Genomic DNA, 799 nt, shown 5'->3' with positions numbered 1-799 from the left:
CGGAACCGTGAGCACCTTGTATGTCGAGCCCTTTCACAGTGGGGGCTTGCTGGAGAACCCAAGAAACAGGTAATCCCATGATCAAGCTAACAGAAAAACAAACGATAAAGATTACAACGTAAAGTACTGCTCGCTTCACCTTAACCTCGCTTAAATTGCAGACGGTTCACATCAATCATGCCCGCTTGGTCTGTACGATCGATGTCTAAAAATTCAACTTCAATGCCTTGCTGCTCTTTCAAGTAGCGTAGCCAATCCACCAACTGGTTGAATGCGAGCGGTTTAATCCACACTTGCACACTGTCGTTGCGTGGTTGCACACGAATCAGTTCCACCTTAAAACGGCGCGCTGATGAAGAGACAAGTTGGTTAAGTGGCTGATTGGAAAAACTGACACCCCCGCTTTTTCTCAATGCGGTAATGTCATCAGCTTTGTCTTGTACCCATGTAAGCAATTGCTTTTCACTTTGGATACGAGATTGCGCCAACTCTGCACGTTGGCTCATCGGCTGCAGCAGCCCCCAGTAAAGAATGCCAAGGATGGCGAATGCACCACAGCCCAGCACAAGTCGTTGTTCACGCTGAGAGATGCCACTCCACCAAGCTTGCGCTTGAGAAATTAAATTCTTCATCATCACCTCACTGACGCTTCAACACAAAGCTACCCATCACAACGTTATCGCTGCGATTAAGCTGACCTTGCTCAACATTAAACTTCTCAGCCAACTTCACACGAGCCTGCTCAAAAGGCTGGAAGTCTGAGCTACGTGCGTGAATGCGCACTTCACCACGTTGGCCG

At 48.3% G+C, this 799-nt stretch carries 2 protein-coding genes and 1 pseudogene; all 3 read right to left on the bottom strand.

Annotated features, from left to right (window positions below):
* Positions 1–139 (bottom strand): annotated as a pseudogene (locus R7O13_RS26010) (type II secretion system protein N); the annotation flags it as partial.
* Between the two features lies 1 nt (position 140).
* Positions 141–632 (bottom strand): type II secretion system protein M, encoded by a 492-nt coding sequence (locus tag R7O13_RS26005; RefSeq protein ID WP_005458943.1) that lies wholly within the window; start codon positions 630–632, stop codon positions 141–143.
* Between the two features lie 7 nt (positions 633–639).
* The coding region (locus tag R7O13_RS26000; protein WP_318305090.1) for a GspL/Epsl periplasmic domain-containing protein at positions 640–799 on the bottom strand (160 nt) is incomplete at its 5' end.

This window comes from Vibrio sp. Y176 (assembly GCF_033438945.1).
The sequence above is the reverse complement of the archived record's forward strand: the minus strand, read 5'-3'. Positions and strand labels throughout refer to the sequence as shown.